22 protein-coding genes are annotated in these 24,601 nt (G+C 73.3%); 11 read left to right on the top strand and 11 right to left on the bottom strand.

Annotated features, from left to right (window positions below):
• Window positions 1–26 precede the first annotated feature (26 nt).
• From ACFKCF_RS01940 to ACFKCF_RS01930, 3 genes are read left to right on the top strand one after another with little or no spacing between them, the layout of a single operon-like run.
• Window positions 27–1,265 (top strand): ABC transporter substrate-binding protein, encoded by a 1,239-nt coding sequence (locus ACFKCF_RS01940; protein ID WP_394489929.1) that lies wholly within the window; start codon window positions 27–29, stop codon window positions 1,263–1,265.
• Complete coding sequence (locus tag ACFKCF_RS01935; protein WP_394489927.1) at window positions 1,262–3,916, top strand: ATP-binding cassette domain-containing protein; 2,655 nt, start codon at window positions 1,262–1,264, stop codon at window positions 3,914–3,916. The genes ACFKCF_RS01940 and ACFKCF_RS01935 overlap by 4 nt, the downstream gene beginning before the upstream one ends.
• Window position 3,917: 1 nt before the next feature.
• Window positions 3,918–4,658, top strand: coding sequence for an ABC transporter ATP-binding protein (locus tag ACFKCF_RS01930; protein ID WP_394489925.1), 741 nt, complete (start codon window positions 3,918–3,920; stop codon window positions 4,656–4,658).
• Here ACFKCF_RS01930 and ACFKCF_RS01925 read toward each other — a convergent pair.
• Window positions 4,650–5,372 carry a dienelactone hydrolase family protein gene (locus ACFKCF_RS01925; protein WP_394489923.1) on the bottom strand — a complete coding sequence of 241 codons (723 nt, stop codon included), beginning with the start codon at window positions 5,370–5,372 and terminating at the stop codon, window positions 4,650–4,652. The genes ACFKCF_RS01930 and ACFKCF_RS01925 overlap by 9 nt on opposite strands.
• A 97-nt stretch (window positions 5,373–5,469) precedes the next feature.
• Between ACFKCF_RS01925 and ACFKCF_RS01920 the strand changes: the two genes are divergently transcribed.
• Window positions 5,470–6,270, top strand: a complete 801-nt coding sequence (locus tag ACFKCF_RS01920) for a helix-turn-helix transcriptional regulator (protein WP_394489921.1) — start codon at window positions 5,470–5,472, stop codon at window positions 6,268–6,270.
• Here ACFKCF_RS01920 and ACFKCF_RS01915 read toward each other — a convergent pair.
• Entirely contained in the window at window positions 6,267–7,148 is an 882-nt protein-coding gene (locus ACFKCF_RS01915; protein ID WP_394489919.1) for a LysR family transcriptional regulator, read from the bottom strand. The genes ACFKCF_RS01920 and ACFKCF_RS01915 overlap by 4 nt on opposite strands.
• A gap of 73 nt (window positions 7,149–7,221) precedes the next feature.
• Between ACFKCF_RS01915 and ACFKCF_RS01910 the strand changes: the two genes are divergently transcribed.
• Both ACFKCF_RS01910 and ACFKCF_RS01905 read left to right on the top strand, forming a co-directional pair.
• Entirely contained in the window at window positions 7,222–7,890 is a 669-nt protein-coding gene (locus ACFKCF_RS01910; protein ID WP_394489917.1) for a type 1 glutamine amidotransferase domain-containing protein, read from the top strand.
• A gap of 85 nt (window positions 7,891–7,975) precedes the next feature.
• Window positions 7,976–8,941, top strand: a complete 966-nt coding sequence (locus ACFKCF_RS01905; protein ID WP_394489915.1) for an alpha/beta hydrolase — start codon at window positions 7,976–7,978, stop codon at window positions 8,939–8,941.
• Between the two features lie 46 nt (window positions 8,942–8,987).
• On the opposite strand, the gene ACFKCF_RS01900 is transcribed toward ACFKCF_RS01905, so the two are convergent.
• On the bottom strand, window positions 8,988–10,031 hold the full coding sequence (locus ACFKCF_RS01900) for a helix-turn-helix domain-containing protein (protein ID WP_394489913.1): 1,044 nt from the start codon (window positions 10,029–10,031) through the stop codon (window positions 8,988–8,990).
• A gap of 62 nt (window positions 10,032–10,093) precedes the next feature.
• Between ACFKCF_RS01900 and ACFKCF_RS01895 the strand changes: the two genes are divergently transcribed.
• Genes ACFKCF_RS01895 through ACFKCF_RS01885 form a run of 3 tightly spaced genes read left to right on the top strand, consistent with a single transcriptional unit; the run spans window position 10,094 to window position 12,986 of the window.
• Entirely contained in the window at window positions 10,094–11,197 is a 1,104-nt protein-coding gene (locus ACFKCF_RS01895) for an acyl-CoA dehydrogenase family protein (protein ID WP_394489911.1), read from the top strand.
• Entirely contained in the window at window positions 11,194–12,168 is a 975-nt protein-coding gene (locus ACFKCF_RS01890) for an acyl-CoA dehydrogenase family protein (protein WP_394489909.1), read from the top strand. Before ACFKCF_RS01895 ends, ACFKCF_RS01890 begins: the two co-directional genes overlap by 4 nt.
• Window positions 12,165–12,986 (top strand): TIGR03619 family F420-dependent LLM class oxidoreductase, encoded by an 822-nt coding sequence (locus tag ACFKCF_RS01885; protein ID WP_394489907.1) that lies wholly within the window; start codon window positions 12,165–12,167, stop codon window positions 12,984–12,986. The genes ACFKCF_RS01890 and ACFKCF_RS01885 overlap by 4 nt, the downstream gene beginning before the upstream one ends.
• A gap of 31 nt (window positions 12,987–13,017) precedes the next feature.
• Here ACFKCF_RS01885 and ACFKCF_RS01880 read toward each other — a convergent pair whose 3' ends face one another.
• The 7 genes from ACFKCF_RS01880 to ACFKCF_RS01850 all read right to left on the bottom strand — a co-directional run bounded on the left by ACFKCF_RS01880 (window position 13,018) and on the right by ACFKCF_RS01850 (window position 21,908).
• Entirely contained in the window at window positions 13,018–14,889 is a 1,872-nt protein-coding gene (locus tag ACFKCF_RS01880) for a CHAP domain-containing protein (protein WP_394489905.1), read from the bottom strand.
• A 277-nt stretch (window positions 14,890–15,166) separates the two neighbouring features.
• Window positions 15,167–15,916, bottom strand: coding sequence for a glucose 1-dehydrogenase (locus ACFKCF_RS01875; protein ID WP_394489903.1), 750 nt, complete (start codon window positions 15,914–15,916; stop codon window positions 15,167–15,169).
• Window positions 15,903–17,918, bottom strand: a complete 2,016-nt coding sequence (locus ACFKCF_RS01870; protein WP_394489901.1) for an acetate--CoA ligase family protein — start codon at window positions 17,916–17,918, stop codon at window positions 15,903–15,905. The genes ACFKCF_RS01875 and ACFKCF_RS01870 overlap by 14 nt, the downstream gene beginning before the upstream one ends.
• Window positions 17,915–19,423, bottom strand: coding sequence for a class I adenylate-forming enzyme family protein (locus ACFKCF_RS01865; protein WP_394489899.1), 1,509 nt, complete (start codon window positions 19,421–19,423; stop codon window positions 17,915–17,917). The genes ACFKCF_RS01870 and ACFKCF_RS01865 overlap by 4 nt, the downstream gene beginning before the upstream one ends.
• Window positions 19,424–19,438: 15 nt before the next feature.
• Window positions 19,439–19,762: a VOC family protein gene (locus ACFKCF_RS01860; protein ID WP_394489897.1), complete on the bottom strand. Its 324-nt coding sequence runs from the start codon at window positions 19,760–19,762 to the stop codon at window positions 19,439–19,441.
• Window positions 19,759–20,121, bottom strand: a complete 363-nt coding sequence (locus tag ACFKCF_RS01855; RefSeq protein WP_394489895.1) for a Zn-ribbon domain-containing OB-fold protein — start codon at window positions 20,119–20,121, stop codon at window positions 19,759–19,761. Before ACFKCF_RS01855 ends, ACFKCF_RS01860 begins: the two co-directional genes overlap by 4 nt.
• A gap of 65 nt (window positions 20,122–20,186) precedes the next feature.
• Window positions 20,187–21,908, bottom strand: a complete 1,722-nt coding sequence (locus ACFKCF_RS01850; protein ID WP_394489893.1) for a protein kinase — start codon at window positions 21,906–21,908, stop codon at window positions 20,187–20,189.
• Between the two features lie 167 nt (window positions 21,909–22,075).
• Between ACFKCF_RS01850 and ACFKCF_RS01845 the strand changes: the two genes are divergently transcribed.
• The gene (locus tag ACFKCF_RS01845) at window positions 22,076–22,681 is read left to right on the top strand and encodes an isochorismatase family cysteine hydrolase (protein ID WP_394489891.1); all 606 of its coding nucleotides are present in this window, start codon (window positions 22,076–22,078) and stop codon (window positions 22,679–22,681) included.
• Entirely contained in the window at window positions 22,681–23,418 is a 738-nt protein-coding gene (locus ACFKCF_RS01840; protein WP_394490031.1) for an SDR family NAD(P)-dependent oxidoreductase, read from the top strand. The genes ACFKCF_RS01845 and ACFKCF_RS01840 overlap by 1 nt, the downstream gene beginning before the upstream one ends.
• Window positions 23,419–23,433: 15 nt before the next feature.
• On the opposite strand, the gene ACFKCF_RS01835 is transcribed toward ACFKCF_RS01840, so the two are convergent.
• Window positions 23,434–24,591: a serine hydrolase domain-containing protein gene (locus tag ACFKCF_RS01835; RefSeq protein WP_394489889.1), complete on the bottom strand. Its 1,158-nt coding sequence runs from the start codon at window positions 24,589–24,591 to the stop codon at window positions 23,434–23,436.
• Window positions 24,592–24,601: the final 10 nt, after the last annotated feature.

The following is a 24,601-nucleotide window of genomic DNA, read 5'->3' as shown; positions in this document are numbered from 1 at the left end:
GCTAGGCCAATTTGCGGGAGGCCAGGATGGTACGGCGGGTCGCGGCGGCACTCACGGCAACAACGCTGCTCGTCTCCGGGTGCGCGGCCCAGCAGAAGAGCGCGGCCGGTTCGGCGGCGCCCGGGGTGACCGACACGACGATCAAGGTCGGCGGCGTGCTGACCAAGACCAGCGCCAGCGGCTACTCGACCAAGGACGCCGAGATCGGGGCGAAGGCCAGGTTCGAGCGGGCCAACGCCGAGGGCGGCGTGAACGGGCGGAAGATCGAGTTCATCGGCGCGGAGGACGACGGCCAGGACGCGGCCAAGGGCGACGCGGCCGCCAAGAAGCTCGTGCAGAAGGACCAGGTCTTCGCCCTCGTCCCCGTGCACGCCCCGAACTTCGGCGGCGCCGCCTTCCTCGAACAGCAGGGCGTGCCCTGGTTCGGCTGGGCGACCGGCCCGCAGTGGTGCGGCACGAAGACCGGCTTCGGCTACAACGGCTGCCTGGCCCCCAAGCAGGGCGCGGGCTCCCAGACATGGTGGGGCCGGCAGCTGGCCGACCTGCTCGGCGGCGCCGAGGGCAAGAGCGTGTACGTCCAGACCTCCGACTCCAGCGGCAGCAAGTACGGCGGCACCACCATCTCCCAGTCGTTCACCGCCGCCGGATTCAAGCTGGTCGGCGTGAACTCCGGCCTCCCGGCCGCCGCGCCACCCCCTGACTGGCTCCCGTACGTCAACAAGATCATGACCTCGAACGGCGGCAAGGCCCCCGACGTCGTGGTCTCCGTGATCGCGGGCACCAAGTTCAACGTCGGCCTGTACTCGGCGCTCAAGCGGGCCGGCTACAAGGGCGTGCTCACCGACGCGACCAGCTACGACGCCGCCATCCTCAAGGACCAGGCCAGCGCGCAGGCCCTGGAGGGCGTGATCGCGGCGCCGATGTTCGAGCCGTTCGAGTCCACCGCCCCCGAGATCGCCCGCTTCAAGCAGGACGTCGAGAAGGTCGCGCCGGGCGCCGTACCCACCCAGCACATGGCGATCGGCTACTGGTCCGCCGACATCTTCCTCGACATGCTCGGCAAGGCCGGCAAGGACCTCACCCGCGAGAAGTTCCTGGCGACCGGCAACGGCGACTACCTTTACGAGAACGCCGGGTTCGGCAGGATCCAGTACCCCAAGGACCACAGCGAGCCGAACGGCTGCGGCGCCCTGGTCAAGCTGGAGAAAGGCGCCTTCCAGGTGGCCAAGAGCATGAAGTGCTTCGACAACGTGCCGCTCAAATGATCCTTGGATACGTGCTCAGCGGCCTGGTCACCGGGGCGATCTTCGCGGTCATGGGGTCGGGCCTGACGCTGTCGTACGCGGCGACCGGGGTGTTCAACTTCGCCCACGGCGCCGTCGGATTCCTGTCCGCCCTGCTGTTCTACGAGCTCAACCAGGCGGCCGGGCTGCCCGCGTGGCTGTCGGCCCTGGTGTCGGTGGTCCTGTTCGCGCCCGCGCTCGGATACGTGCTGCACAAGACCATGTTCGGCGGGCTCGCGCAGGCGGGCGAGACCGCGCAGATCGTCGCCACGATCGGCCTGACGATCGCGCTGCCCGCGCTGGGCCTGCTGGTCGTGGACCTGGCCGGGCTGCCGAGCGCGGACGCGACCTCGCTGCCGCGCGGCGTCGGCCCGCATCCGGCGCTCTCCTTCGAGGTGCTCGGGGCCCGGCTGGACACCGACCAGCTCATCACGTTCGGCTTCTCGGCAGTGGCGGCGGCCGGGCTGTGGGCGTTCATGCGGCACTCGCCGTACGGGCTGCGCATGCGGGCGGCCGTGGACCGGCGCCGGCTGGCCACGCTCCGGGGCATCGACGCGGACGCCACCTCGGCGCTGGCCTGGATGCTCGGCTCGGGACTCGCCGGGCTCGCCGGGGTGCTGGCCGTGTCCGTGCTCGGGCTGGACGCGACTGCGTACACGGTGCTGCTGTTTGCCTCGGCGACGGCGGCGGTGTTCGGGCGGCTGCGCTCGATCCCGTGGACGTTCGCGGCCGGGCTGGCGCTCGGCGTGGTCCAGAACCTGGTCGCCGGATACACCGACTTCCTCGAAGAGGTCACGGGGCTGCGCACGGCCGTGCCGGTGATCCTGCTGTTCGCCGGGCTCGTCCTGCTGAACAGGTCGCGCGAGCGGGTGGCGGGCAGCGCGGCCGAGGACGCGCCCCCGCCCGACCACCTGGCGGGGCTGCCGCCCTGGCGCCGCAGGATGCCGTGGGCGCTCGGGCTGGCCGCGCTGGTCGGGTTCACCTTCCTCGCGTCCGAGTACTACGTGGGCGTGGCCGCGCATGGGCTGGTGCTGGCGCTGATCTTCTGCTCGTTCGTGGTGGTGACCGGCATCGGCGGCATGGTCAACCTCGCCCAGGCCGCCTTCGCCTCGATGGCGGCGCTGACCTGCGGATGGGCGTTCTCGTCCGGGCTGCCGTTCTTCGTGGCGATCGTGCTGGGCGTGCTGGCGGCCGCCGCCGTCGGGATGCTGGTGGCGCTGCCCGCCCTGCGGCTGGGCGGGCGGGTGCTGACGCTGGCCACGCTGGCCATGGCGCTCCTGGCCGACCAGGTGCTGTTCCAGGTGGACGCGTTCAGCAACGGGACCATCGGGTGGCCGGTGCCCGCGCTGGGGCTCGGCTTCGCCGACACCTCGGATCCGCGGGTGCGGGTGCTGGTGCTGCTCCTGCTGATCGGGGCGGTCGCCCTGCTCGTACGCAACCTCGAAAGGTCGGCCTCCGGGCGGGCGATCCTCGCGGTCAGGTCGGCCCCCGCCGCCGCCATGACGTCCGGGCTGTCGGCGCCCCGTACCAAGATCGTGCTCTTCGCGCTGGCGTCGGCGATCGCCGGGCTGGGCGGCGTGCTGTTCGCCGTCTCCAAGGGCTCGATCACCGCCACCGACCTGCCGGCGTTCTCCGGGTTCGTGTGGCTGGCCGTGGTGGTGCTCCAGGGCGTGCGCCGCGTCGGCGGCGCGGTGCTCGGCGGCCTGATCGCGGTGGCCGTGCCCGAACTGCTCGCCACCTGGGGCGTGTCCGCGCACGTCGGGGCGATCCTGTTCGGGGCCGGCGGCGTGATCCTGGCCAAGCATCCCGACGGGGTGCTCACCCAGCTCGCCGAGCTCCGCCACCGCCGCGCCCCGTCAGAAGGGGCCCCGTCAGAAGGGACCCCGTCAGAACGGGCCCCGGCGGTGCCGGTTCCGGTCGCGGTGCCGGTTCCGCCGCCGGTCCAGGTGGACGGGCCGCTGTTCAGGCTGGAGGGCGTGGTCGCCGGTTACGCGGACAGCACGGTGCTGCGCGGCGTGGACCTGGCCGTCCGGCCCGGCGAGGTGGTCGCGCTGCTCGGCGCCAACGGGGCGGGCAAGTCCACGACCTGCGCGGTGGCCGCCGGCGACCTGGCCGTCACCAGCGGCCGGATCCTGCTGGACGGCGAGGACGTCACCGCCTGGCCCGCGCACCGCAGGGCCCGCGCGGGCATCCTGCTCGCGCCCGAGGGCCGGGGCGTGTTCCCCGGGCTCACGGTGGAGGAGAACCTGCGGACCTGGCTGCCCGACCCGGCCCTCGTCTACGAGCGCCTGCCGCAGCTCGCCGAGCGCCGCGCCGTGCTCGCCGGCGCCCTGTCCGGCGGCGAGCAGCAACTGCTCACGCTCGCGCCCGCGCTGGTGCGGCCGCCGCGGGTGCTCATCGCCGACGAGCCGTCGCTGGGGCTGGCGCCGATGATGGTGCGGCAGGTGTTCGACGTGTTCGCCGAGCTGCGCTCTCGTGGCGTCGCGCTGTTGCTGGTCGAGGAGAAGGCCACCGAGGCGCTGGCCGTCGCCGACCGGGTGGCGTTCATGCGGCTGGGGCGCGTCACCTGGATGGGGCCGCGCTCGGAAGTGGACGGCGAGCGGCTGACCGCCGCCTACCTGGGGGTGCGGTGACATGCTGGCCGTGGAGGGCGTGTCGGTGGCGTTCGGCGGGGTCAGGGCGCTGGACCGGGTGTCGTTCGACGTCGCGGCGGGTCAGGTGTGCGGCGTGATCGGGCCGAACGGGGCCGGGAAGACGACGCTGTTCGACGTGGTGTCGGGGCTGCGCCGGCCCGGCGAGGGCCGGGTCAGCCTGGCGGGGCGGGATCTGACCGGCGTGTCCCCGGTCCGGCGGGCCAGGGCCGGGATGCGGCGCACGTTCCAGCGGACCCAGGTCTTCGGCCGGCTCACCGTGGCCGGCAACGTACTGGCCGCGCTCGACTGGCACGGCGGCGGTGGCGGGCTCGCCGCCGACCTGGTCGGCTGGCCCGCCCGCCGGCGGCTGGAGCGCGAGCGCGGCGAGCGCGTGGCCGAGGTGCTGGAGCTGTGCGGGCTCACCCCGCTGCGCGACGCGTACGCCGCCGCGCTCCCCGTCGGGCAGCGCCGGCTCGTCGAGCTGGCCAGGGCCCTGGCCGACCGCCCCCGCCTCCTGCTGCTGGACGAGCCCACCTCGGGCCTGGACGCCTCCCAGACGGCACGCCTGGGGGAGGTCGTCAAGGCGCTGGACACGACCGTGCTGCTGGTCGAGCACGACATGGGCTTCGTCATGGACACCTGTGACCGGATCGTCGTGCTCGACCTCGGCAAGGTGATCGCCGCCGGCGCGCCGGCCGAGATCCGGGAGGATCCGGTCGTCAGGGCCGCCTACCTAGGCTGAGTGGCACTCGGTGAACGACAGGATGCGGCGCCAGGAGTCCTGGCACGCGTCCGCCCACTCGGCGTACGTGCGGTCGAAGAACGAGTGGGGCGCGCCCTCGTAGACGACCTTCTCGTGCTCCGTGCCGACCCGGTCGAGCGCCGCCTCGAACGCCTCGAACTGCTCGGGCGTGGTCGCCGTGTCCGCTCCCGCGAGCAGCATCAGCAGGGGCGCGCCGGGCCCGGCCTGCGGCTCCTCGATGGCGCGCAGCGCGCCGTAGAAGCCGATGCCGCCGGCCAGGCCGTTGCCCTCGTACGCCTGCCGCCACGAGTGGGCGCCGCCCATGCAGAAGCCGACCGTGAAGACCGGCCCGTCGAGCTGCTCGGTGGCCGCCCTGGCGTCGGCCCTGACGTGCTCGGCCTTGAGCTGCTGGACGTGCTTCATGAAGTCGAAGTCGTCGTCCCGCTCGCCGAGACCCGCCGTGCGGCCGAAGTAGTCGATCGCGATCGCACGGAAGCCCGCCTCGGCGAAGCGCACCGCGAGGTCGCGGTAGTACGGGTGCAGCCCGCGCACGTCGGGCAGGATCACCACGCTGCGCCCGTTCGGCTCGGCGGGCTCGGCCCGGTAGGCGAGCAGACGGTTGCCGTCGGCGGCAGTCAGCTCCATCTGCTCATGAGAGGCCACCTCGCCCTGGATCGGCGGTGCGGGCGGCCTGCTGTCGGTGGAATGGCACATGAGGCCAGCATGCCCATCGTGATTCCGGCTATCCAGGTACTCGGAGGGTCAGGCTCGGCGTGTCCCGGCAGAGCCATCCAGGGGCAGACTTGTACCCATGAACCGGGAACTCGGGGCTTTTCTCCAGGCCCGCAGGAACGAGGTCCTGCCCGAGGACGTGGGCCTGGCGAGCGGGCCGCGCCGCCGGGTGCGCGGGCTGCGCCGCGAGGAGCTGGCCGAGCTGGCGGGCATCAGCGTCGAATACCTCGTACGCCTCGAACAGGGGCGGACCGCCCAGCCGTCCGCGTCCGTGATGGAGTCGCTGGCCAGGGCGCTGGACCTGAGCGAGGCCGAGCGGACGCACCTGTTCGACCTGGCCGCGCCGCGGCCGCGCAGGGCGCGGCCGTCCGGCGGGGTGCGGCGGGAGCTGGTGGAGCTCATCGACCGGATGACGGACATCCCGGCGATGATCTTCGACCACCGGCTCGACCTGCTTGCCTGGAACCGGCTGGCCGACGCGCTCTTCCCGGGCCTCTGCCGCCCCGGCGCCAACCTGGCCCGGTACAACTTCCTCACCGAGCCCGACCTGTACGCCGACCGCGAGGAGGTGCTCCGGGCCACGGTCGGGCAGCTCCGCCTCGCCACCGGCCGCCACCCCGACGACCCGGCGCTGACCGCCCTGATCGGCGAGCTGTCGGTGCACAGCCGGAGCTTCCGCACCCTCTGGGCCGGTCGCGTCGTCAAGGAGCGCACCAACGGGGTCAAGCGGTTCACGCATCCGGTGGTGGGTGAGCTGGCGCTGCGTTACGAGACGTTCGACCTGCCGGGCGGATCGGGGCAGCGGCTGAGCCTGCTCCACCCCGAGCCGGGCGGCGCCAACGAGGAGTCGCTGCGGTTGCTCGCCTCCTGGTCCGCCTAGTAGGTGGGGGCGGTGCGGAACGCGTCGATGAGGTGCGCGCGGACCCTGGCCACCGCAGGTTTCGCCAGCGCGCCCGAGCGGACGGCCAGGTAGCCGGTGTTGATCGGGGCCTCGTCGGGATCGGCCAGCGTGACCAGCGTGCCCGCCGCCAGGTCGCGGCGGCACAGGTAGGCGGGCAGCACGGAGACGCCCATCCCGGCCCTGACGGCGCTGAGCACGCCGCGCAGGTCGGGGATGACGACCTGCGCCGCCATCGCGGGCCGCCTGCCGAACACGGAGCGCCAGTAGCGGCGCACGATGGGCAGGTCCTCGGCGTAGGCGACCAGCGGCACGGCCGCCAGCTCCCTCGGCCCCACCTCGGCGAGGGCCAGAGACGGGGCGGCGACCAGCAGGAACTCCTCGTCGTAGAGGGGGTCCGCGTGCACGCCGCGCACCCGGGGCCGGATCGTGGAGATCACCAGGTCCAGGCGCCCGGCCGCGAGGTCCGTCAGGAGGTCGTCGGACAGCCCGAGCGTCGTGCGCAGCCGCAGCCCGGCGCTCACCAGCGGGGCGAGCATCGGCAGCACCTCCTCGCACAGGAACTCGGCGGGCCCGCCCAGGTGCACGGCCGCGTCCGAGGGCAGCTCCGACTCGACCACCCCGTCCAGGGCGTCCAGCGAGGGCGCCACCCGGCGGGCCAGCTCGTCGGCGGCGGGCGTGGGCGCCACCCCGCGCGGCAGCCGGTCGAACAGCGGCCGGTCCAGCACCGACTCCAGCGACTTGACCTGCGCCGTCACGGCCGGCTGCGACAGGCCGAGGGTCTGCGCGGCGGCCGTGATGGAGCCGGTCCTGTGCACCGCGAGGAACGTCCGCAGCAGGTCGAGCGAGATTGGCGACATATCAATATTCTGATACCTAAGGCGATATTTCGTTATTTGTTACTTATGGCGGGCCAGGGCGACGATGTGAGACATGAACAAGCGCATTCTGATAGCTCTGACCAGCCATGACGACCTCGGCGGCGTGGAGCGGACCGGATACTACGTGCCGGAGGCGGCCCACCCCTGGGAGATCTTCCGCAAGGCCCGCTACGAGGTGGACGTCGCCAGCGTGCGGGGCGGGCGGCCGCCCCAGGACGGGTTCGACGCGGGCGACCAGACCCAGGTGGCCTTCCTCGCCGAGCTCGGGCAGCGGGACACCGACCGCCTCGCGGACGTCGACGCCTCCCGCTACGACGCCGTGCTCTACGCCGGAGGCCACGGCACCATGTGGGACTTCCCCGACGACCCGGACGTCATCCGCGTCGGCCGCGAGGTGTACGAGCGGGGCGGAGTGGTGGCGGCGGTCTGCCACGGCCCGTCCGCGCTGGTGAACCTGACCCTCTCCGACGGCTCGTACCTGGTGGCGGGCAAGCGGGTGGCGGCCTTCACCAACGAGGAGGAGCGGCTGCGCGGCGTGGCCGACGTGGTGCCGTTCCTGCTGGCGGACAAACTGGTCGAGCGTGGCGCCGCGCACGAGCCGGGCGCCAACTGGCAGGCTCAGGTCGTGGTGGACGGCAGGCTCGCCACCGGCCAGAACCCGGCCAGCGCAGCGCCTCTCGCGGAGCGCGTCCTCGACGTCCTCGCCGAACGGCGGGGCTGAGAAGCGGAATCGCCGCCGGATGGCGGTTGTTTGCCGCGGCGCGGGCTCTGACCATCGAGGAGTGGCCCCATGGAAGGGATAACAGATGGCATTCCACCCCAACCTCGACCCTGAGATCCGCGCCTTTCTCGAGCGGACTCCGCTCCCGGCGTTCGACACGGCGAACCTGACGCCCGAGGAGTTGCCCGGGCACCGGGCGCAGATCAACGCGTTCCTCGCCGCCGCGCCGCCGGCCGACACCGACGTGGTGATCGAGGACCGGCACGTGCCGGGCCCCGACGGCGCTCCCGACGTGCGGGTACGGATCTACCGCCCGGCGGGCGACGCCGAGGGGCGGCCGGGTCTGTACTGGATCCACGGCGGGGGGATGATCATCGGCACGCCCGAGATCGACGAGGCGATGATGATCGGCTACGTCGAGGAGCTCGGGTGCGTGGCGGTCTCCGTCGACTACCGGCTGGCGCCCGAGAATCCCCATCCAGCGCCGGTCGAGGACTGCTACGCCGGGCTGGTGTGGACCGCCAAGGCGGCCGGCGAGCTGGGCATCGACCCGGCCAGGATCGTGGTCGGCGGCGCCAGCGCGGGCGGTGGGCTGGCCGCCGCGACCGTGCTGCTGGCCCGCGACCGGGGCGGCCCCGACGTGGCGTTCCAGCTGCTCGTCTGCCCGATGCTGGACGACCGCAACATCACCCCGTCCAGCCACGAGTTCACCGAGGCCGTGGTCTGGGACCGGAGCGCGAACCTCTTCGGCTGGACCGCCCTGCTGGGCGACCGGATCGGCACCGACGACGTGCCCCCGTACGCGGCCCCCGCCAGGGCCACGGATCTGGCCGGGCTGCCGCCGGCGTTCATCGACGTCGGTGAGCTGGAGGTGTTCAGGGACGAGGACGTCGACTACGCGCTGCGGCTGTCGCAGGCGGGCGTGTCCACCGAGCTCCACCTCTACCCGGGGGCCTTCCACGGCTTCGACGGGATGGTCCCGGACGCCGAGCTCTCCAAGCGGGCGCGGGCGGCCCGGCTGGCGGCGCTCAAGCGGGCGTACGGGCTCTAAGGGCTCAACCGCGGGCTCTAGGGGCTCAACAGTGGGCTCTAGGGGATCAAGCGGGCGTGCCGGACCTGAGGTTGGCGCGCAGCCGTACCAGGGCGAGGGCCAGGTGGGCGCGCAGGCGGCCGGCCGCGTCGGCGAGCGAGAAGCCCAGCACGGACTCGGCCCGGGCGATGCGCGCGGCCATCGAGCTGTGGTGCAGGTGCACGGTGGCGGCCGCGCCGCGGACCGAGCCCGCCAGGCACAGCGCCCGCACCGCCGCCAGCGACTCCTCGCCGAGCCGCTCCATCGCCCGGACGTCGGCCAGCCCCGCGACCGCCGGCTCCGGCAGGTCGGCGAACAGAGCCAGGGCGCCCAGCTCCGACCAGCGCATCACGCGATCGTGCGGGCCGGTGAAGCGGAGCGCGGTCCGCGCGCCGGCCCACGACTCGGCCGCCCGCGCGCCCGGCAGCTCGGGTCCGATGCCCACCCGCGACCCCTCGGGAAGGTCGCGGGGCAGGGTGGTCGCCACCAGGACCGCCTCCGTGTCGCCGATCCTGGTGGCGCGCACCTGGTGACCCATGGCGCGCAGGCCGGCGGCCAGCCCCCGGTCCGGCAGGGCGATCGCCAGGGCCTGCAGCGGGGCGGAGGGGGCGAAGCCGAGCAGGCGCAGGGCGCGGGCGCGTTCGGCCTCGTCGGTCTCGGCCGACAGCACCAGCTCCACCAGCGCGGGGTCCTGCCCCGACCGCGCCAGCGCGGCCGCGCGTTCCAGGGTCACCTCGGCCGCCACCGCGTACCGTTCGAGGACGATCTCGTCGAGCCCGTGCGCCGGCCCCTCGCGCTCCATCCAGACCGCCCCGAGCCCGTCGCTCAGCTCTCTGACCTGGGCTGGCGCCTCGGCGGGCGTGTCCACGGCGCCGCGGGGCGAGGTGCGGGTGCGGCGGCCGGTGGCCGCGTCGAGCAGCCCGACCGGGCACTGCGCCAGCCGCGCCGTGGCCGCGAGCAGCGTGGGCACGCTCACGTGGTCGCGAAGCAGCGAGTCGAAGTAGGCGATCACCCGCACCGCGCTCTCCGCGTCGGCGTCGAGCGTGGACAGCTTCAGCAGCAGTCCCTGCATGGCCAACAGACTATGTCCATGAACCGCTGTTCGGGTTACCAAGCGTGCGCTAGGTTGGTTATGTGGATCTCGTCTTCTCCCCGGCCGAGCAGGGCTTCCGTGCCGAGGTTCGCGACTGGCTGCGCGCGCACGTGCCGGGATCGCTGCCGTCCATGGACACCCCCGAGGGCTTCGCCGCACACCGCGCCTGGGAGGCGCTGCTGGCGGACCTGCGGCTGTCCGTCGTCTCCTGGCCCGAGGAGTACGGCGGGCGCGGCGCCTCCCTGATCGAGTGGCTGATCTTCGAGGAGGAGTACTGGGCCGCCGGAGCCCCCGCTCGGCTCACCCAGAACGGCATCTTCCTGCTGGGCCCCTCGCTGATGCGCTTCGGCACGCCCGAGCAGCGCAGGCGCTGGCTCCCGAGGATGGCCAGAGGCGACGACGTGTGGGCCCAGGCCTGGTCGGAGCCGGAGGCGGGCAGCGACCTGGCCGCCCTCACCTCCCGCGCCGAGCCGGTGCCCGGCGGCTGGCGCCTGTACGGGCACAAGACGTGGAGCTCGCGGGCCGCCTACGCCACGCACGGGTTCGGCCTGTTCCGCACGTCGGGGACGCGGCACAAGGGGCTGACGTACTTCCTCTTCCCCCTCTCGGAGGTCGCCGTGCGGCCGATCGCGCAGCTCGACGGGCTGCCGGGGTTCGCGGAGCTGCACTTCGACGGGGTGTTCACGGCCGATTCGATGGTGCTCGGCGAGGTCGGCGAGGGCTGGCGGGTGGCGATGGCCACCACGTCCTCCGAACGCGGCCTCACCCTGCGCAGCCCCGGCCGCTTCCTGGCCACGGCCGACCGGCTGGTCGAGCTGGCCCGCTCCTCGGGCGACCCCGTGGCGGCCGACCGGGCCGCCAGGTGCTGGGTCGAGGCGGAGGCGTACCGGCTGCACACGTTCGCGACGGCGCGGCGGCTCATGGCGGGGGAGGAGATCGGGTCCGCCGCCAGCATGGGGAAGGTGTTCTGGTCCGAGCTGGACCTGCGCATGCACGCCCTCGCCATGGAACTGCTGGGCGACCGGGCGGGGGAGGAGGGCTGGCTGGACGGTTTCCTGTTCTCGCTGGCCGGGCCCATCTACGCGGGCACGAACGAGATCCAGCGCAACATCATCGCCGAGCGGGTCCTGGGGCTGCCACGATGAACTTCGGATTCACCGACGAGCAGCTCGCGCTGGCCGCCACGGTGCGGGACGTGCTGCGGGCGCACTGCCCACCGGCCGCGCTGCGGTCCGAGCGGCGCGCGGGCTGGGAGCAACTGGCCGCGCTGGGGTTCTTCGGCCTGCTGGTGCCTCCCGAGTCCGACGGGCTGGGGCTCGGGCTGGCCGACGTCCTGCCCGCGCTGGAGGAGACCGGGCGGGCGTGCCTGCCGGGGCCCGTCGTCGAGACCGCCGTGGTGGCGCCGTACCTGCTGCCGGACCACCCCAAGCTGGCCTCCGGCGCCCTGCGCGTCGCCGTGCTGCCGCCGGGGCAGGCGTACGCGCCGGACGCCGACCTGGCCGACCTGTTGCTGGTGGCCCGGGACGACGGGTGGCGCCTGGTCGCCAGGGAGTCCGTACGCCTGGTGCCCAGGACCGGGACTGACCCGTGCCGTCCCGTGTTCGAGGTGGCCTTCGAGGAGTCCGAGGAGCTGGGCGGCTCGGACTCGTCGAAGGCCGCGCCGGCCCTGCGGCGGGCCACGGTGGCGACGGCGGCGCAGCTCATCGGGGTCGCCAGGGAGCTGCTTGCGGTCACCGTCGCCTACGCGCGGGTCCGGACGCAGTTCGGCGCGGCGATCGGGTCGTTCCAGGCGGTCAAGCACCAGCTCGCCGACGCGGCCGTGGCGGTGGAGTTCGCCGCGCCGCTGGTGCACCGGGCGGCCCTGTCGGTGGACCGGGCCGTAGAGAGCGCCGAACGGGACGTGAGCGCCGCCAAGGCCGCCGCCGGCGAGGCCGCCGTGCTCGCGGCCCGGGTGGCGCTGCAGGTTCACGGGGCGATCGGCTACACCGAGGAGCTGGACCTGCGGTTCTGGCTCGCGCGGGCCTGGTCGTTGTCGGCCGCGTACGGCACCACGGCGGCGCACCGGGAACGCGTCCGCACCGCCCTCCTGGGCGGCGACCCGCGGAGGTGGCCGTGAAGTTCGGGGTGCCGCTCGGTCTGGTGCATCCGGCCGCGTGGAAGGACGTGGCGGTGGCGGCGGACGAGCTGGGGTTCGAGTCGGTGTGGCTGCCCGAGCACCTCGTCTTCGCCACCGACCTGTCGCTCGCCCACTACCCGGGCACGTCCGACCCGGGGATCAAGCCGGGCACGCCGCTGTTCGACGCGCCCGCGTACCTGTGCTGGCTCGCCGCCTTCACCTCCCGCGTCAGGCTCGGTACGGCGGTGCAGCTCCTCGCGCTGCGCCACCCCTTCGTCTCCGCCCGCGCGTTCGCCACCCTGGACGTCGTCTCGTCGGGACGGGCGATCTGCGGGGTCGGCGCGGGCTGGTACCGGGGCGAGTGGGAGGCGGCCGGTGTCGAGTTCCGCACCAGGGGGGCCCGGCTGGACGAGGCGATCGAGGTGGTCAGGCGGCTCTGGAGCGAGCCGGTGGTCACCCATTCCGGGAGGTTCTACTCCTTTCCCGAGGTCGCGTTCGAGCCCAAGCCGGTGCAGCGGCGGCTGCCGGTGCTCGCGGGCGGGGAGTCGGCCGCCGCGCTGCGCCGGGCCGCGCGGCTGTGCGACGGGTGGATCAGCATGCCGCACACCCTTGAGTCCATCAAGCCGCAGCTCGACCGGCTGGGGGCGGGGGTGCCGGTGACCGCGCACGCGTACGCGCTGGCCTCGCCCGACGAGGTGCCCGCCTGGGCGGCGCTGGGCGTGGAGCGGCTGATCGTACGGCCCTGGGGCCGCAGCCGGGACGCGGTGTCCCGGCTGGCCGCCTTCGCCGCCGACTACGGGGTGGGGGACGCCTCCTGAGGGTCGCTCACGCGCGCCTCTTGAGGGTCGCTCACGCGCGGTGGCGTCCCCGCCTCCGGGGCTGGCCGGACGTGCTCCTGCCGGGCTGACTCGGGGCGCTGCGGCCGGGCTGGCCGGCGGTGCTCCTGGCCGGATGACCGGAGGCGGCCCTGCCGGTGCTGCCCGCGCCGACCAGCTGGCGATCGTCCTCGTGCCGGTGCGGCTGCGCGGACCCGGCGGAGGCGTGGCGGCGGCCCGCCAGCGGGGCGTCCTGCGCGAACGGCTGCGCGCCGCCGATGTGCACGCCCTGGGTGGGCGCCGGACGGCGGTGGCGGCGGCCACGCGGCGGGAGGTCGGCCGTGCCGGGCTCGTCGGCGAGGCGCCCGAGGCGGCGGCGACGTCCCTGGTACGTGGCGCCGATGTCGGGCGTGTCGCCGCCCCGGCCGGCGGTCGGGCTGAAGGCGTCGAACGCGCTGGTCGCCTGGGGGATGACGATGCGCTCGAACGGCCCGGTGTCCACGATGCGCTCCAGCGGCCCGGTGTCCACCAGGATCTCGACCGGCCCGCTGCGGGCGGGCTCGACCGGCCGGGCGCCGAAGAAGGCGTCGAACGGGTCGGCGTCCGCGGCTGCGCGGCGGGGCGCGTCCGTGGCGAGGTCGAAGGGGCGCGTGTCGAGCGGGCGCCTCCGGCGTCCGGCGGACCGGGCGGCGGGCTGGAGGGCGTCCAGGGCCGCGGCGGGCTGGAGGGCGTCCAAGGCCGCGGCCGGCTGGAGCGCGTCCTGGGCCCCGGCGGGCTGGAGGGCTTCCAGGGCCGCGGCGTCCAGGGCGGTGGTGGCCTTGAGGGTGTCCAGGGCGGTGATGGGCTGGAGAGCGGCCGTCCGGCGGCTCGTACGGACCGGCTCGGCCTCGAGCTTGCGGCGGCGACGGCGGCGGCTGGCCGCCGGGCGGGGCGCCGTGGCCTCGGCGGTGACCGAGGCGGTCCGCAGGCGGCGGGTCTTGGCCACGGCGAGCAGTGCCAGGGCCGCCACCAGGGCCGAGCCGACCAGCGTCGGAGAGGAGATGGCCGGCATCGGGCCGGTGGCCGAGGCGTCGGCGTGCGTGGGGAGGGGCTCGGCGGTCGCCGCCGTGGTGTCGGCCGTCGTGGGCTTGGCGTGCTTGGCCTTCTTCGGCTGCCTGGGGATCTCGGCGCTCACGCCGCCCGAGACGGAGCCGGTGACGGCCTTGGGGGTGGCGGGCGCGGGCGAGGGGGCGGCCTGAGGCTCCTTCTTCGCGGGGGAGCTGCCGGTCTCGGGGGCCTGGGCGGGCTCCTCGATCTCGCTGCGGGGGATCAGGGAGGTGAGCAGCTCGTTCCCGGGGGACTGGAGCACGCCGACGTCGGTGCCCGGCCCCTGCTTCAGCGCGGCCTGCTCCTCGGCCTTCTTCTGGGCCTCGCGCTGCTGCCGGGCCGCCTCCTCGTCCAGGCGCGACTTGATGCGCTCCGGGTAGCCGTACCCGACGACCTTGCTCGTGTCACGTTCCTTGCGCTTGGCGACGCCTCCGTCGATGTTGCCCTCGATGGTGAAGATCGTGTCGCCCTCGACCCTCGTCACGATGCCGACGTGGTCGATGTTGTCGATGCTGTTGGAGCCGCTCCAGTCGTAGAAGACGAACGCCCCGGGCTTGGGCTTGTGGCCCCACGCCCCCTGCTCCTTGAACCACTCCGCGTGCGACACCGTCCACGCGAACTGCCCCATCCAATCCTCGTACCCGAGCTTGTGGGCAGCCCACGAGAGGTACATGTCGCACCATGGGGCGGAGCTGTAGTCGGCGTCGAACTCGACGTTCTTGCCGTACCAGGCACCGAACTTGGTGTACGCCCCTGCTTTTTCGGCATACCCGAGCTGACTCTCCAGCAGCTCGATGTACTTCTGAATCTCTGGCGTCATGGAAGTCTGGGGACACCTTCCGGGCAAGACCGGTTTGCCCGCATAGATCCCGGGTAAAGGGACACCCCGTGACTACTGGGACAAAACCGGAGGCTTGTCGTCTTCCGTGATGAGCGAGGCTACCGTGCCGTCTCGGCAGGTCAAGCCAGCACCAAGTGACGTTCAAGCTTTCCTAGACCAAGAACCCGCTGGTCAAAGATGCTGCCAGAAATGTCCAAGCTAAGGTGGTTTAATCCAAAAAGATCTACCCTGTTCCAGGTGAGAGCCTTGCCCCGAGTCAGTAGCCCGCGCCCGTGAGCAGCCCGCCGTCCACCGTGAACTCGCTGCCCGTGCAGTAGCTGGCCCGGTCCGAGGCAAGGAAGGCCACCACGTGGGACACCTCCACCGGCTTGGCGAAGCGCTTGATGACCATGGACTTCACGAAGGCGTCGGCGTCGACCTCGTTCATCAGGTCGGGATCCATCGCCATCGAGGTGTTGATCGCGCCGGGATGCACCGAGTTCACCCGGATCTTGAACCGGGCCAGCTCCCGCGCCGCCGACTTGGTCAGCCCGCGCACCCCGAACTTCGACGCCGAGTACGCCGACAACCCCTCGGCGCCGACGTAGCCCTCGATCGAGGAGATGTTCACGATGGCGCCGCGCCCGGCTGCCTTCATGGGGTCGATCACCGACTTGATCCCGAGCCAGGTGCCCTTGAGGTTGACGCCGATCACCCGGTCGAAGTCCTCGGTTGACATATCGCTGATGCGCCGAAATTTCAGGATCCCGGCGTTGTTGACCAGCACGTCCAGCCGGCCGTGCAGCTCGATGGCCGTCGCCACCGCCCGCTCCCAATCCTCCACGCTCGTCACGTCGTGATGGACGAACGCGGCCCCCGTCTCCTCGGCCAGTGCCTTCCCCTCCTCGTCCAGCACGTCACCGAACACCACCCGCGCCCCCTCCTCCAGGAACAGCCGCACGTGCGCCGCCCCCATCCCGCGAGCCCCGCCGGTGATCAACGCGACCTTGCCGTCAAGCAACCCCATAACGCCCTCCAGCCGCGACGGCCACCGCCGCCGCCTCCATGGAGCGGTAGACGGGGATCCCCGCCGCCGCCGCGATCCGTCTCACTTCGTCCTCGACGCCCGGGGGCGCGCACTCGCCGTTCCTGGTGACGAGGGTGATCCTGGTGCCCGGCAGCGCGGCCTGCGCCTGCGCCACGGCCCGCGCGTACGCGTACAGGGGCTCCGCCGCGTCCCCGTACGTGAAGAACGCCTGGACGTTCACGTGCAGGACCACGTCGCCGTACGGCCGGTGGCGCAGCAGCGCGGAGACCACCTCGGGCACGAGCCCGGCCCGCCCCAATGGCCCGACCGGCACTTCGAGCGGGTTGCCGGAGGCCACCACCCCGAGCCCGCGCAGCGCCTCCAGCGCCTCCTGGGGCAGCGGGTCCAGCCGTACCCCCGCGAGGTCGAACGCGTCCGCCGCCAGCACGCTCGCGCCCCCGCTCGGCCCCACCACCAGCACGCCGCCGCAGGCGTCGCGCGAGCCGTGCGCCTGGAAGTACGCCAGCACCCCGATCAGGTCGTCCTGACCGGAGACCAGCACCGCGCCCGCCTGCTCGGCCACCGCCTCCCACACCCGCCGGTCGCTCACCATGCCGCCCGTGTGGGACGCGGCCGCCTCCTGCCCCTGCCCGCTCCGCCCGCCGACCAGCAGCACCACCGGCAGATCCGCGTCCCGCAACGCCTCGAACAGCTCGCGCCCGTCACGCGGATCCTCCAGGTACAGCCCGACGGCCCGCGTCTCCTCGTCCCGGGCGAGCCAGCGCAGCAGCTCGGCGGGGGTCACGTCGGCCGAGTTGCCCACGGTGACGACCCGGCTGAAGGCCAGCCCGCGCCGCTCCCCGACCTTGATCACCTCGCCCGCCAGCCCGCCGCTCTGCGAGATCAGCGCCACCGGCCCGGCGGGGCCGAGCCCGCCCCCCACGAACGTCTGCCGTCCCCGAGGGCTGTACACGCCCATGCAGTTGGGCCCCAGCAGCCGCGTCCCCGCCGCCCGCGCCGCCTGGACCAGCTCCTCCTCCAGGTCCGGCCGGCCGACCTCGGCGAATCCGCCGCTCATCACCTGCACGAACGGCACCCCGCGCGCCTGCCGCACCACCTCGGCGCACCGCTCGGCGGGCACGGCCACGAGAGCGTAGTCCACGTCCGCCCCGGCGAGGGACGGCACGGCCGGCACCCCGGCCACCTCGGTCGCCGTGGGGTGCACGGCCACCAGCGGGACGCCCGCGGCCCGGTAGAAGCCGAGGAACATGTTCCCGAAGTTCGGCCTGGTCGTGGAGGCCCCGACGACGGCCACGGCTTTGGGTTCGAAGAGCGGCAGGAAGTCCGTCGCCGCACCGGACGCGCCCGCCGTCGGTCCCGGGGAAGGCAGGTGGCGGGCGTCGACCGCGATCACCCCGGAGGGGCCGGCGATCACCGGGTTCAGCTCGAACTCACCCAGGTCGAGCCGTTCCCACAGCCCACCCGGGCCGCCGACCGTCATGAGCAGCTTGACCACCGCGTCCACGTCCACCGGCGGGCCGCCGCGGCTCCCGTACAGGATGGAGGACCCGCGCAGCGACGCCAGCATGCGCCGCGCGTCCTCCTCCGAGATCGGGCAGAGCCGCAGCGCCGTGTCGCGCAGCGCCTCGGTCCACACCCCGCCCAGCCCGGTCAGGAGCACCGGCCCGAACCCGGGGTCCCGCACCAGGCCCACGATGAGCTCCACGCCGGCCTCGGCCTGCTCCTCGACGAGGAACCCCGCGACCTCCAGCCTGGCCCGCATGTCGGCTGCCCGCGCGGCGAGGTCCTTCCTGGAGAGCCCGAGCGCGACGGCGCCGGCGTCCGACTTGTGCACCAGTCCCGGGCCGAACGCCTTCAGCACCAGCGGCTCGGCCAGCTCCGCGGCCCGGTCGAAGTCCAGGTCGTCCACCACCACCCCGCGCGGCACCGGCACCCCGGCCGCGCTGAGCAGCGCCTTGACCTCGTGCTCGTACGCGCTCACCCGAGCAGCTCGCGGATCTTCCCGCGCAGCAGCTTGCCGGGGCCGCCGGAGGCGTCCTGCGAGTGCGGCAGCGCGTCGGCCACCACGATGTGGTCGGGCCGTTGATGGGCGGGCAGGGTGTCGGCCAGGGCGAGCGCCAGCTTGGACGCGTCCAGCGTGTGCCCCGCCCGCGGCACGACCGCCAGCAGGACCTCCTGCTCGGAGGCCCCCTCGGGCACGCCCACCGCGCCGGCCTCGGCCACGCCGTCCAACGCCGAGGCCGCCTCCTCGATGACGACCGGCTGCGTCCAGACGCCGCCCTTGAGTATCGAGTCCTCCCGCCTGCCCAGCACGCGCAGCACGCCGTCGGAGGAGAGCGTGCCGAGGTCGCCGCCGACGTACCACTCGCCGCGCAGCACCTCGGCCGTGCGCTCGGGCAGGCCGTCGTAGCCGGTCATCCGGTGCGGCCCGGCCAGGTTGATCTCGCCGACCTCGCCGACCACGCGCTCCCCGTTCGGGTCGGTGATCCGCACCGCGTTGCCGGTGCGGGCGCGGCCCGAGGAGCCGAGCGGGGTCGTGCCGTCGTCCACCCGGCCCATGCACGTGTACGGGGCCTCGGTCTGGCCGTAGTACGAGTACACCCCCGCCTGCGGCAGCCTGGCCTTGATCCGTTCGAGCATGGTCGCGGTCAGCGGCTCGCCGCCCAGCATGATCACCTGGATGGACGACAGGTCCACGTCCTCGTGCTCGGGGGAGGCGAGCAGGGCCGCGTAGAACGAGGGGATCTGCGAGAGATGCGTGACCCGTTCGCGGGGGACGACGCGCAGGAAGTTCGCCGGGCCCCAGTCCTGCTCCAGCACCAGCCGCATCCCGGCGTACAGGGCGGGCCCGACGATGGCGGGGAAGCCGATGCCCCAGATGATCGCGCCCGTCCCGAACACCGAGTCGGGGCCGCGCGGCACGTCCAGCCAGATCTGCGCCGTGGCCAGCGACGACGCGTGCGTGTGCACGACCGCCTTCGGGAGTCCCGTCGTGCCCGAGGTGTAGTAGAGCGCCAGCGGGTCGTCGTACCGGCCGCTGATCGGCGGCTCCTCCTCGGAGTCGCCTTCGAGCTCCCGCACGTCGATCCACGTGGTCACGGCGGGGAGCGACTCCCTGATCTGGCCGACCACGCCCTCGACCGTCGCGTCGTACACGAACGCCGTGCACCCCGAGGCCGCCACCACGTCACGCAGCGTCTCCACCGGCCAGTACGGGTTCAACGCCGCCGTCACCGCCCCGATCTTGGCCTGCGCGAGGTAGACCTCGGCCACCCGCAGCGTCTCGTTGAGCAGCGCCGCCACCCGCCGGCCCGGCCCGACCCCCTTCTCCAGGAGGGCGTGGGCGCGGCGGTTGACGTTCCTGTTGAGCTGGTCGTAGGTGAAGCTCTGCTCGCCGCAGTACGTGAGCGCGACCTGGTCGGGCGTGCTCAGCGCTCCGGCGGTCAGGATCGCGTGGCCGTAGTTGCCGTAGGGTGATCGCGCCATGGGGGAGGCCTCCAGTCAGAGGGGCTGATAGAGCACGAAGACGTTTCCTGAGGGGTCGCGCAGCACGGCCCGGATCTCATGCGGCCCCTTCTCGGGCTCCCGCACCACCTCGCCGCCGCGCGCCGTCAGCTCCCGCACGGCGTCCGCCACGTCGTCCACCTTGTACGACGGCGCGACCGAGGTCGTGACGTGCTCGGCGGGCCCGGCCAGCGCCACGGTGACCCCGCCGCCGTCGAGCGCCGCGAACCTGTCGCCGTCCCTGAACTTCACCGGCAGCCCGTAGAAGGCGATCGCCTCGTCCAGGTTCGCGACGGGGATGAGCACGTTGCCGAGCTTCACGCGGGCCTCCAATGGGGGAGTTCGTCGATGAACGTCACGCGTACCGGCATGCCGACGCGTACCTCGCCGGGGTCGCATCCCACCACGTGCCCGAACGCCCGCACGCCGGCCGGCAGGTCCACCCAGGCCATCACGTACGGCTCCCGGCCCCGGTAGGCGGGGGCGAACGAGCGGTGCACGACGGTGAAGGTGTGCACGACGCCCTCGCCCTCGACCGGCTCGAAGACGAGCTCTCCGCCACCGCACCAGGGGCAGGCCGCCTCGGGGAGGTGGACGCGGCGGTCGCAGGACGTACAGCGCTGAATGACCAGCTCGCCGCGCTCGCAGGCGGCCCGGTACGCAGAGGTGTCACCGCTCATCGCTTGCCAAGCTAGCGCACGCTTGGTTGCCTCACAAGGCCCCTCCGGAGGGCCGAACCACGCCGCTAAAGGGGCGGCTCCTCCGCAGGCGTCGAAAGGAGCATCATGGGCTCCTCGGAAGGCCGTCCGGTGGGCTCGTCCGACGGCCGGGCGAAGGATTCCTCCGACGGCGCAGGCGTCCCGACGGCCGTCCGGCTGTGCTCCTCGCTCGGCGTCGGCGTAGGCGGGTGGGAAGTCGGCGTGGGCGTGGGGCAGGCGGGACCGTCGACGGCGACCTCGCTCACCTGCGGCCCGTTCCCCGCGGCCGGCTCCGTCATCACCACGATCCCGATATAAACCCGCTTCCCGCAGGAAACACCCCCAGGATCATGCGTGACAGCAGTGCTGTAAGCCGTGCTCCCCCGCAGGGTCCGCGTCTCCCGCCGCACCGTCCGGGCCGTCCCGCCCTCCCCTTCCCGCCGGGTGTACGAGATCCGCAACCGTACGGGCCCCGTGCCGTCCGCCGAGACCTTGATCGCCCCCGCCGTGCCGTTCCAGCCCTCGATGCCGGCGGCCTGCACCGCGGTGGGGCGCGGCACCGAGGTCCCGCCCTGACGCACCGTGGGAGGAGGGCTGGGGGGAGGGGAGGCCGTACGCGCGGGCGTGCTGCGCCGGGGAGCCGCGGACGTCCGGGTCCGGGTGGGCGTGGCCGCGTCCACGGGCGTCGGCTCCGGCTCGCTCTGCGCCGTCTTGGGCGGCGGCATCAGGATCGTGCCGGGCCCGGTAGGCATGCGCCCGCCCGACACCATGAGCGAGATCGCCACGGCGACCACCGTCGCCCCCGCCACCCACAGGTGCGGCGGCAGCCGGGGCATCCGCAGCACCCGGTCCCGCAGGGTGGTCGTGACGCCGGCGGTCCGCTCGGTCCTGGCCAGCGGGAAGCGCAGGGCCAGCAGCGTGGCCAGCTCGCCCAGGTGCCGCCGCCCGCGCTTCTCCCAGTCCGGGCCGTAGCCGGCGACCGCGTCCTCCTCCAGCTCCGCCGCGAACTGCCTGGCCGAGGCGTACCTGGCCGCCGGGTCCTTGGCCATCCCGCGCCTGAGCAGGTCGCGCAGCGAGTCGGGCGCGACCTCCAGCGGCACCGGCTCCACCAGGTGCTTGTCCCGCACGGCCGGGACGTCCAGCGCACCGTCCTCGCCCTCCTTGACGGCCCGGTACGGAGGCCGCCCCCTGACCGCCTCGAACAGCACGCACGCCGCCGCGTACACGTCCGCCGGCGGCCCCGCCCTGCCCTGCGTCCAGAGCTCGGGCGACATGTACTCGGGGCTGCCCGCCGGCACGCCCGGCTCCTCCGCGTGCACCACCACGCCGAAGTCCGCCAGCTTGCTGGTGCCGTCGGCTTGGACCAGGATGTTCTCCGGCTTGACGTCGCGGTGCGGCACCCCTCGCTCGTGCGCGGCGGCCAGGGCCAGCAGCGTGCTCTTCAGCACGGTGAGGGCCGCCTCCGGGCTGATCCCGCGGCGCTCGGCCAGCAGGGTGCGCAGCGACACGCCGTCCACCAGCTCCATGACGACGGCCGCCCTGGTGGGGGTCTCGATGTACTCGTAGAACCGGACGACGTTGGGATCGTCGATCTCGACGAGTTCGTGGGTGTCCGACCGGAAGCGGTCCATGAACTCGGTGTCCCTGCGCAGGGTGGCGTTCAGGTACTTGATCGCCACGTAGGCGCCCGTCTGCTGGTAGGTGGCGAGGAACACGCGGCCGGTACGGCCGGCGCCGAGCTGGCGTACTTCACGGTAACCAGGGACCAAGTCGAACCCCCATCAGCAGCCGTCAACGATTCGACGGTCTCACCCGGGGTTCGGGTTGTCACGACTGGAGATATTTCGCCGGGCGTTAATGCGAAATAACCCTGTGTCGCGGGTGATATGCTGAGGCGTCCCAAGCAAGCGCTCGGCTAAATCGACGGAGGTCGCCCGTGGAGCGCGTGGCCGTGCTGGTGATGGAGATGCAGAGGGGCGTCGTCGGCGATATCACGAAATTTCCGGATCTGGTGGAGGCCTGCGCGCGGCACGACGTCGTCGCCAACGCCGCCCGCCTCCTCCACGCGGCCAGGTCGGCCGGCATCCCGGTGATCCACTGCACGGCGGCCTTCCGCCCCGACCGGGCCGGCTCCCACACGGACAACTGCCCGTTCATCGTCGCCCTGCTCAAGGACCCCGGCCACATGCTGGAGGGCACGGCCGCCACCGAGGTCCTGCCGGAGCTGTGGGACGGCGGCGACCTGGAGAGCCGCCGCCACCACGGCTTCTCCCCGTTCACCGGCACCTCGCTCGACATGACGCTGCGCTCGCTGGGCGTCTCCCACGTGGTCGCGCTGGGGGTCTCGCTCAACCTGGGCATCCCCGGGCTCGCGCTGGAGGCGGTCAACCTGGGCTACCGGGTGACCGTGGTCAGGGACGCGGTGGCGGGCATCCCGGAGGAGTACGCGCAGGCCGTACTGAAACACACGGTCAGCCTCCTCGCCACCCGAGCCACCACCGCCGACCTGGTCGAGGCCCTGGGAGAATGGACGGGGAAGTGATGGACGGGCTGCGCCTGGACGGGCGCGTGGCGGTGGTCACCGGGGGAGCGGGCGCGATCGGCGCGGCCATCGCGACGGACCTGACCGCGCTGGGCGCGGAGGTCGTCGTCGCCGACGTGGACCTGCCGAACGCGGAGAAGGTGGCCTCCGGCCTGCCCGGCGCGCGGGCGCTGGCCGTCGACCTGGCCTCACCGGTGTCCGTCGAGGAGTTCGGCGGCGCGGTGGGCCCGGTGGACATCCTGGTGCACAACGCCGGGGTGTCGATCGTGGAGCCGTTCACCGAGAGCGACCCGGCGAACTGGGACCTCATGTGGCAGGTCAACCTGCGCGGGCCGATGCTGCTCACCAAGCTGCTGCTGCCCGGGATGGCGGCCAGGGGCCGCGGGCGGCTGGTGTTCATCTCCTCGGACGGCGCCAGGGCGGGGTCGGGCGGCGAGGGCGCGTACGCGGCGACCAAGGCGGCGCTGTTCGGCCTGGCCAAGACGCTCGCCCGGGAGGCCGCCAGGGCGCACGTCACCTCGAACGTGGTCTGCCCGGGTCCCACCGACACGCCGATGCTCCGGCGGGTGTCGGCGGCCGAGCCGGGGCTGGTGGACAAGATCGCGCGGGGCATCCCGCTGCGCCGCCTCGGCACGCCCGCCGACGTGGCCGGCCTGGTGGCCTACCTCTGTACGGATCGCGCCGCGTACATCACCGGGCAGACGCTGTCGGTGAGCGGCGGCGTGACCATGCACTGAGCGATCATGAGGCGGTCAGAGCGAGTCGTAGACGGCCTGCACCAGCCGCAGGCCGCGCAGGTTGCCGGAGACGGCGTTGGCCATCTTGTTCATGACGTAGCCGATGCCCAGACCGCGCTCCGGGTCGCCGATGCCGAGGGAGCCGCCCAGCCCGGAGTGGCCGAACGCGGTCTCGGACGGCATCGGGAACGTCATCGACGGCCGCATGTAGCCGAGGCCGAACGAGGTGTCGAGGAACAGGACGCGGTCGGGGCCGTGCACGCGGGGGCGTACGGCGTCCCGCAGCGTCTCGGGACGCAGCAGGTCGCCCGCGACCAGCGACCGGTAGAACCCGGCCAGCCCCCTGGCCGTGGTGACGACCCCGGCCGCGGGCCAGCCGGCGCGCAGGATGACGGGGTGGTTGGCGCCGCCTTTGAGCCGGTGCATGCCGGGGTTGCCGAGCGCCCGGTTCATGAGGCTGTGCGGATCGAGCGCGGCCTTGGCCATCTCGGCCGGCACAGTCTCAGACTGTCCCTCGGTGGGCGCCGGGCCCGCACCCGTTCGGGGGCTTTCACCTGCTTTGAGGCGGGCCGTACGGGCGATCACCGCGTCCGGCGCGCCCACCCACAGCTCCAGCCCCAGCGGCCCGGCGATCTCGGCGGACACCAGCTCGCCGACCGACTTGCCCGTCACGCGCCTGATCACCTCCCCCACCAGGAAGCCGTACGACAGCGCGTGATACCCGTGCGCCGACCCCGGCTCCCACAGCGGCGCCTGACCGGCGAGCCGGGCGGCGATGGCCGCCAGGTCCCCGAACTCCTCCACCGGCACCGGCTCCTCCACCACCGGCAGCCCGCTCTGGTGCGTGAGCAGGTGCTCGACGGTGATCGTCCCCTTGCCCCGGGCCGCGAACTCCGGCCACACGTCCGCGACGGCCCCCGGGACGTCCACCAGCCCCCGCTCGGCCAGCTGCAGCAGCACGGTGGCGGTGATCGCCTTGGTGCAGGAGTAGGCGAAGGCGGGCGTGTCGTGCTCCCACGGCCGTCCCGTGTGCCGGTCGGCGACGCCGCCCCACAGGTCCACGACCAGCTCGCCGTCCAGGTGGACGGCGAAGGCGGCGCCCAGCTCCGCGCCGTCGGCGAGCTGCCGCTCGAACACCTCGCGCACGCGGGAGAACCGCGGATCGCAGTGCATCACACCTCCG

The organism is Nonomuraea sp. JJY05 (assembly GCF_043496855.1).
Lineage (GTDB): Bacteria > Actinomycetota > Actinomycetes > Streptosporangiales > Streptosporangiaceae > Nonomuraea.
Note: the sequence above shows the minus strand (reverse complement) of the source record. Positions and strands in the feature narration are given on the sequence as shown.

Excerpts from the sequence above, each read along its gene's own strand:
- ACFKCF_RS01925 (WP_394489923.1), bottom strand. The coding sequence starts at position 5,372 with ATGTGCCATTCCACCGACAGCAGGCCGCCCGCACCGCCGATCCAGGGC.
- ACFKCF_RS01875 (WP_394489903.1), bottom strand. The coding sequence starts at position 15,916 with ATGGGGTTGCTTGACGGCAAGGTCGCGTTGATCACCGGCGGGGCTCGC.
- ACFKCF_RS01880 (WP_394489905.1), bottom strand. The coding sequence starts at position 14,889 with ATGACGCCAGAGATTCAGAAGTACATCGAGCTGCTGGAGAGTCAGCTC.
- ACFKCF_RS01890 (WP_394489909.1), top strand. The coding sequence starts at position 11,194 with ATGAACTTCGGATTCACCGACGAGCAGCTCGCGCTGGCCGCCACGGTG.
- ACFKCF_RS01920 (WP_394489921.1), top strand. The coding sequence starts at position 5,470 with ATGAACCGGGAACTCGGGGCTTTTCTCCAGGCCCGCAGGAACGAGGTC.
- ACFKCF_RS01840 (WP_394490031.1), top strand. The coding sequence starts at position 22,681 with ATGGACGGGCTGCGCCTGGACGGGCGCGTGGCGGTGGTCACCGGGGGA.
- ACFKCF_RS01940 (WP_394489929.1), top strand. The coding sequence starts at position 27 with ATGGTACGGCGGGTCGCGGCGGCACTCACGGCAACAACGCTGCTCGTC.
- ACFKCF_RS01935 (WP_394489927.1), top strand. The coding sequence starts at position 1,262 with ATGATCCTTGGATACGTGCTCAGCGGCCTGGTCACCGGGGCGATCTTC.
- ACFKCF_RS01915 (WP_394489919.1), bottom strand. The coding sequence starts at position 7,148 with ATGTCGCCAATCTCGCTCGACCTGCTGCGGACGTTCCTCGCGGTGCAC.
- ACFKCF_RS01930 (WP_394489925.1), top strand. The coding sequence starts at position 3,918 with ATGCTGGCCGTGGAGGGCGTGTCGGTGGCGTTCGGCGGGGTCAGGGCG.
- ACFKCF_RS01905 (WP_394489915.1), top strand. The coding sequence starts at position 7,976 with ATGGCATTCCACCCCAACCTCGACCCTGAGATCCGCGCCTTTCTCGAG.
- ACFKCF_RS01855 (WP_394489895.1), bottom strand. The coding sequence starts at position 20,121 with ATGAGCGGTGACACCTCTGCGTACCGGGCCGCCTGCGAGCGCGGCGAG.
- ACFKCF_RS01900 (WP_394489913.1), bottom strand. The coding sequence starts at position 10,031 with ATGCAGGGACTGCTGCTGAAGCTGTCCACGCTCGACGCCGACGCGGAG.
- ACFKCF_RS01865 (WP_394489899.1), bottom strand. The coding sequence starts at position 19,423 with ATGGCGCGATCACCCTACGGCAACTACGGCCACGCGATCCTGACCGCC.
- ACFKCF_RS01835 (WP_394489889.1), bottom strand. The coding sequence starts at position 24,591 with ATGCACTGCGATCCGCGGTTCTCCCGCGTGCGCGAGGTGTTCGAGCGG.
- ACFKCF_RS01910 (WP_394489917.1), top strand. The coding sequence starts at position 7,222 with ATGAACAAGCGCATTCTGATAGCTCTGACCAGCCATGACGACCTCGGC.